At 63.1% G+C, this 6,119-nt stretch carries 6 protein-coding genes; 2 read left to right on the forward strand and 4 right to left on the reverse strand.

Annotation, left to right across the window (positions count from 1 at the left end; translation table 11 throughout):
* Positions 1–13: 13 nt before the first annotated feature.
* Complete coding sequence (locus A5906_RS15615) at positions 14–1,705, reverse strand: benzoate-CoA ligase family protein (protein ID WP_080136280.1); 1,692 nt, start codon at positions 1,703–1,705, stop codon at positions 14–16.
* Positions 1,706–1,854: 149 nt separating this feature from the next.
* Positions 1,855–2,346 (reverse strand): MarR family winged helix-turn-helix transcriptional regulator, encoded by a 492-nt coding sequence (locus A5906_RS15620; protein WP_035971233.1) that lies wholly within the window; start codon positions 2,344–2,346, stop codon positions 1,855–1,857.
* Positions 2,347–2,623: 277 nt separating this feature from the next.
* Here A5906_RS15620 and A5906_RS15625 point away from each other — a divergent pair, with 277 nt between their 5' ends.
* Entirely contained in the window at positions 2,624–3,799 is a 1,176-nt protein-coding gene (locus A5906_RS15625; RefSeq protein ID WP_080136281.1) for an ABC transporter substrate-binding protein, read from the forward strand.
* Between the two features lie 30 nt (positions 3,800–3,829).
* Positions 3,830–4,285, forward strand: coding sequence for a cupin domain-containing protein (locus tag A5906_RS15630; protein WP_080136282.1), 456 nt, complete (start codon positions 3,830–3,832; stop codon positions 4,283–4,285).
* 9 nt (positions 4,286–4,294) lie between these two features.
* Here the strand turns inward: A5906_RS15630 and A5906_RS15635 are convergent, their stop codons facing one another.
* Positions 4,295–5,545, reverse strand: coding sequence for a flavin-dependent oxidoreductase (locus tag A5906_RS15635; protein ID WP_080136283.1), 1,251 nt, complete (start codon positions 5,543–5,545; stop codon positions 4,295–4,297).
* A gap of 55 nt (positions 5,546–5,600) precedes the next feature.
* Positions 5,601–6,119 (reverse strand): oxidoreductase (locus tag A5906_RS44480; protein WP_488225978.1); only part of this gene is annotated, 519 nt, incomplete at its 5' end.

A 6,119-nucleotide genomic window follows, 5' to 3' on the forward strand; every position in this document is an offset into this window, starting at 1 on the left:
CTCTATCCTTCTCTCATTCTGCCGCGACGCCCGAAGACGTCGCTGCGGCCTGCGCGAGCTGTCGCAGGGCAAAACGTTTCAACTTGCCGGTCTCGGTCTTCGGCAATTGCGTCACGAACTCGATCGCGCGCGGATATTTGTACGGCGCGATCTCGCGTTTGACATGCTCCTGCAACTCGGCCACGAGCTGGGCGTCCGGAATCACGCCAGGCGCGGCGATGACATAGGCCTTCACGATCATCCCGCGCGCCTCGTCCGGCGCCCCAACCACACCGCATTCGACGACAGCCGGATGCGTGAGCAGCGCTGCCTCCACATCCGTACCTGCAATATTATAGCCCGCCGACACGATCATGTCATCGGAGCGCGACTGGTACCAGAAATAGCCGTCGCTATCCATCAGATAGGTGTCGCCGGTGATGTTCCAGCCATTCTGGACATATTTACGCTGCCGCTCGTCGGCGAGATAACGGCAGCCGGTCGGCCCGCGCACTGCGAGCCGCCCCATTGTTCCAGGCGGCACATCATTGCCTGCATCGTCGACGATCTTGGCCTCATAGCCCGGCACCGGCTTGCCCGTCGCGCCCGAGCGGATCTCATCTTCCGTCGCGCTGATGAAGATGTGCAGCATCTCGGTCGAACCGATACCGTCCATCAGCTTGATGCCGGTTGCCTTGACCCAGGCGTCGAATGTCGGCTTTGGTAATGTCTCACCGGCCGAGACGCACTTCCGAAGCGAGGAAATGTCGCGCCCCGGAAGCTTGCCGATCATGGCGCGATAAGCGGTCGGCGCAGTGAAACACACTGTGATCTTGTATTGCTCAATCGCCGTCAGGATGTCGTCCGGCGTCGTCTTTTCCAGCACCACGAAGGAAGCGCCGATGTGCATCGGAAACAACACGCCGCCGAAGCCGAAGGTGAAGGCGAGCGGCGCCGAGCCGACGAAGCGATCTTTCTGCTCGGCGCGCAAGATGTTGCGCGCGTAGCCGTCGCAGACCGCCAGCATGTCGCGGTGGAAGTGCATGGTGCCCTTGGGGTCGCCGGTCGTGCCCGACGTGAAGGCGATCAGACAGATATCGTCGGACGCGGTATCGACGGCAGCGAACTCAGGGGAGGCATCGGCTATCAGTGCCTCGAGCGAGTCAGGCGCGCCGCTTCCCCAATAGACGACCCGCTTGAGATTGGGCGCTGCTAGCTTCGCCTTCTCCATCTCGTCGGCGAGTTTTCCATCGCAGAGCGCCAGCGTGATCTCCGCCTTTTGGATCGGATAGGACAGCTCCTTGGCGCGCAGCAGCGGCATCGTCGCCACGCAAATTCCGCCGGCCTTGATCACAGCAAGGTAGGTTGCGACCATCATGGGACTATTGGCCGAGCGAAGCAGCACGCGCCCGCCGGTGACGAGACCCAGCTTTCCGACCAGCACGTTGGCGATGCGGTTCACGAGCGCCTGCAGCTCGCGATAGGTGTAGCTCACGGCGGGGCTGATAACGCAAGGCGCGTCGCCATGGCCCTGCTCCACCCACCGATCGAGAAAATAGCTGACGCAGTTCAACCGCGGCGGATAGTGCAGCTCCGGCCGCGTGAAGATGAATTCGGGCCAGAGTTCGCGCGGCGGCAGATGCTGCCGTGCGAACGTATCGACATGGGCCGTCGCGGCGTTGCCGCCATACGAGCCCGACGCTTGAACCTTGGCGGCGTTAGCCATCGCACGCTCCTTTGCGCATGGAAAGCACCCGGCAGCACTATCTGGAAAACATTTTAGGCTTAAAGCAATTTTGCGCAATAGCGGATTTTGGGAATCCCATGCATTTTCCTGCGGCAAAGTGCGATCGGCAGACCGGCCAGGCCGTGAGCTTAGGGTCGGCGGCGCGCGGCCGATTTCTGCGCGGAAGCCTTGGTCTTGGCGAGGAGACGCATCAGCTCGCGCACGTCCTTCGGCGTCAGGTCGGCGAAGAGATCGGCAATCCAGGTCTCGTGTTCCGCGGCCATCCTGCGAAATTCGGCCCGACCGAGCTTTGTCAGCCGGATCACCTGGACGCGGCGGTCGGTCTCCGAGGTTCGCCGGTCAAGATGGCCCGATTCCACCAGACGCTCGACCAGACCGGTGACGTTGCCGTTGGAGACCATCATGCGCTTGGAGACGTCGGACAGCGTCATGCCATCGGGCGCCTTGTCGAGTTGCGCCATCAGGTCGAACCGGGGCAACGTGACGTCGAAGCGCTGCCGCAGCCTGCCGCGGACTTCGCCCTCGATCAGGGTGGTGCAGGTCAGCAAGCGCAGCCATAGCCGAAGCTCTTCGGCATGGTCTTCAGGAGTCTCGACGGCCTTGGTCTCGGAATCAAGCATCTGATGCAGTCATTGACGGCAGGCATTGGCGCCGGGACGAATTCCCCAACGTTTTGAGCTTCAAATAAATTGAAGCCGGCCGCAAGTCCAAAGCTGCAGCAATCGACCGCATGCCAGTTTCTTTAGGCTTCAAATAATTGGCGCGCCACTTGCATGCGCAATGACCCGCGGAATGACAACGTCTGAGCTTTGCTTGCCGCGGCAGCCATCATCGGCATAAGCTTGGATTGAAGTACGCGGCTTGCGGCGCAGGCCCTGACGTCACGAGGGACAGATCATGAAAATGCAATTGACCTTGACCGCAGCCGCCTTGCTGCTCGGCACAGCAATGAGCCCCGCCCTCGCCCAGGAGAAGATCAAGCTCGGTGTGATCGTGACCCTGTCGGGACCCGCCGCCGCGCTCGGCCAGCAGGTTCGCGACGGGTTTGCACTCGCGGTGAAGGATCTCGGCAGCAAGATGGGGGGCCGCGATGTCGAGGTCGTGGTGGTCGACGACGAGCTCAAGCCGGACGCGGCGGTGACCAAGGTCAAGGGCCTGCTCGAGCGCGAGAAGGTGGACTTCGTGGTCGGCCCGATCTTCTCCAACATTCTCCAGGCAATCCACCGACCCGTGACGGAATCGAAAGTGTTCCTGATCAGTCCCAATGCCGGGCCATCGACCTTTGCCGGCAAAGACTGCAACCCGTTCTTCTACGTGACGTCGTACCAGAACGACCAGGTCCACGAGATCCTCGGCAAGGTCGCGCAGGATCGCGGCTACAAGCGCATGTACCTGATGGTACCAAACTATCAGGCCGGCAAGGACTCGGTCGCCGGCTTCAAGCTCGACTACAAGGGCGAGATCGTCGAAGAATCCTACATGCCCCTGAACACTCTGGACTTCCAGCCGGAGCTTTCAAAGATCTCCTCGCAGAAGCCCGATGCGCTCTTCACGTTCATGCCGGGCGGCCTCGGCGTCAACCTCGTCAAGCAGTACCGTCAGGCGGGCCTCGCCGACAGCATCCCGGTACTCTCGGCGTTCACCGTGGACGAATCGACCCTGCCGGCGCAGCAGGACGCGGCCGTCGGCATGTTCGGCGGCGCGAACTGGGCGCCCAATCTCGACAACCCACAGAACAAGAAATTCGTCGCTGCCTATGAAGCGGCCTACAACGTCGTGCCCGGCACTTACGCCTTCCAGGCCTATGACGCCGCGATGCTGATCGACAGCGCCATCCGGGGCGTGAAGGGCGACCTTTCGAAAAAGGATGCTGTGGGAGCTGCGCTGAAGAAGGCGGATTTCACCTCGCTGCGTGGCGCCTTCAAGTTCAACACCAACGGCTATCCGATCCAGGATTTTTACCTGACCAAGGTCGCCAAACGTCCGGACGGCAAGTTCCAGACCGAGATCGTGCAGAAGGTCTTTGAGAATTACGGCGACCGCTATGCCAAGGACTGCAAGGCGACAAACTGAGGACGCGCGTCGCGTTAAGGGAGGACTGCAATGAAGAGCGAAATCACCGGCATCACGCGGGCCAATGAGGGAATCCAGGGCATTTCCTGGAACATCCTCGGCCAGACCTACGTTCCGAAGAGCTATGCCGAGAACAGCTTCTCCTGGCATGCGACGCTGCCGCCCGGCACGTTCGTGCCCCCGCACATTCATCCCGACCAGGATGAATATCTCTACATGCTGGAGGGCAAGCTCGACTTCATGCTTGGCAATTCGGAGGCGCAGGCGACGGCGGGCGACCTGATCCGTCTCGGCATGGGCGTGCCGCACGGCATCTTCAACAAATCGGAGCAGACCGCAAAGGTGCTGTTCTGGGTCTCGCCGAGCCGCAAACTGTTCGACCTGTTCTGGGGCCTTCACAACATGAAGGAGCAGAAGCCGGAAGACGTGGTGGCGATGGCCGCCGAGTTCAACATCCACTTCCTGCCGCCGCCTCCCGGCGGCTAGCGCCGAGCCTTACGCGCGCACCGCCGCAAGTCCAGGCACCGCGGCAAAGCCCGCCTTGGTGGCATAGCCGCGTACGATCGCCTCGCGCTGGGAATAGCTCAGCACGTTGTCGACATTGTCGAAGCCGTCGGGCGCGAGCTGCTCGACGGCATCGATGACGCCCTCTGGGCCGCCGCGGCGGTTGGAGCGGACGATGTCCGCGGTCATCGGCAGGCGCTTCTTCTCATATTCGAGCAGCGCCTGGCGCGGATGCTCGGCGCGAACCAGCGCATCCGCGAGGCAGCGTGCGTCGAGGATCGCCTGCGAGGCTCCGTTGGAGCCGACCGGGTACATGGGATGCGCGGCATCGCCGAGCAGCGTAACGCGCCCCGACGACCAATAGGGCAAGGGATCGCGGTCGCAGGTCGGATACTCGTAGAATTCTGGCGTGGCCGAGATCAGGCTCCTGACGTCGATATGGGGTACCGAGAAGCGCGCCACGTGAGGCATCAGCTCCTCGCGCCGTCCCGGCCGCGACCAGTCCTCTCTTCGCGGCGGCGGGGCATTGCCCTCGCCGACCTTCACCAGCACCGCCCAATTGGTCAGTCGGCTTGCGGGGCTCGATCCCTCCGCGATCGGATAGATCACCACCTTGGCATTGAGGCCGCCGGCCACGATCATCGACTTGCCGGTGAGGAACAGCGGCCAGTCGCGCGCACCGCGCCACAGCATCAACCCGTTCCAGCACGGCGGCCCCTCGTTCGGGAACAACGTCTCGCGGACGCGCGAATGGATGCCGTCGGCGCCGATCAGGATATCGCCACGCGCCGTATGGATGTGCCCGCCGGTACGATCGAAGAAATAGGCGGTGACGCCGCCCTCGTCCTGCGCGAAGGCACCTAGCCGGCAGCCGGTGTGGATCGCGTCCGCGCCGAGCCGTTCCTCGACGGCCCGATGGATGACGCCCTGAAGGCGGCCACGGTGGATCGAAAATTGCGGTACGTCGTGGCCGGCGTCGATGCCGCGCGCCTCGCGCCACACTTCCTGGCCGTGCCGGTTGAGGTAATAAAGCTGGTCGGTGCGGATCGCGACGTCGTCGAGCTTCTGGAGCAGACCGAGCCCGGCGAGCTCACGCATGGCATGCGGCAGGGTGTTGATACCGACGCCGAGCTCGCGGATTGTCTCGGCCTGTTCGAAGACCTCGCACCCAATACCGCGCGAGCGCAGCATCAATGCCGTGGTGAGGCCTCCGATACCGCCGCCGACGATAATCGCCTTCATCGCCCTTACTCCACTCGAAACACGCCAGGCAACGGGATTAACGTCGCATGGGCGGTCACTCCGCCGCAAGCGGCTTTGTCGCCTCCGCCTTCAGCTCGGCCCGGGTCTTGGGCTTAGCCTTAATTCTCAGCTCCTCGAGATCCTGCCTGTCGCGCACGCTATTGCGGAAAATCTGCTCCTTTCCGGGCAGATATTGCGGCGGGCAGAACGCGCCGTCCGCGCCGTACCAGGCCGCCGCCTTCATGGTGAAGAAGGGGTCGACCAGATGCGGGCGCCCAAGCGCGACAAGATCGGCCCGTCCGGCCGCCAGGATGGTGTTGGCCTGATCCGCCGTCGTAATGTTGCCGACGCACATGGTGGCGACACGCGCCTCGTTGCGGACCTGGTCCGAGAACGGCGTCTGGAACATGCGGCCATAGACGGGCTGCCCATCGCGCACGGTCTGCCCGGTCGAGACGTCGACGAGATCGACGCCGGCCTCAGCGAAGGCCCGCGCGATGGCCACCGCCTCGTCGCCGGTGACCCCGCCCTCCGCCCAATCGGTTGCCGAGATGCGTACCGACATCGGCTTGTG

It is taken from the genome of Bradyrhizobium sacchari (assembly GCF_002068095.1).
Lineage (GTDB): Bacteria > Pseudomonadota > Alphaproteobacteria > Rhizobiales > Xanthobacteraceae > Bradyrhizobium > Bradyrhizobium sacchari.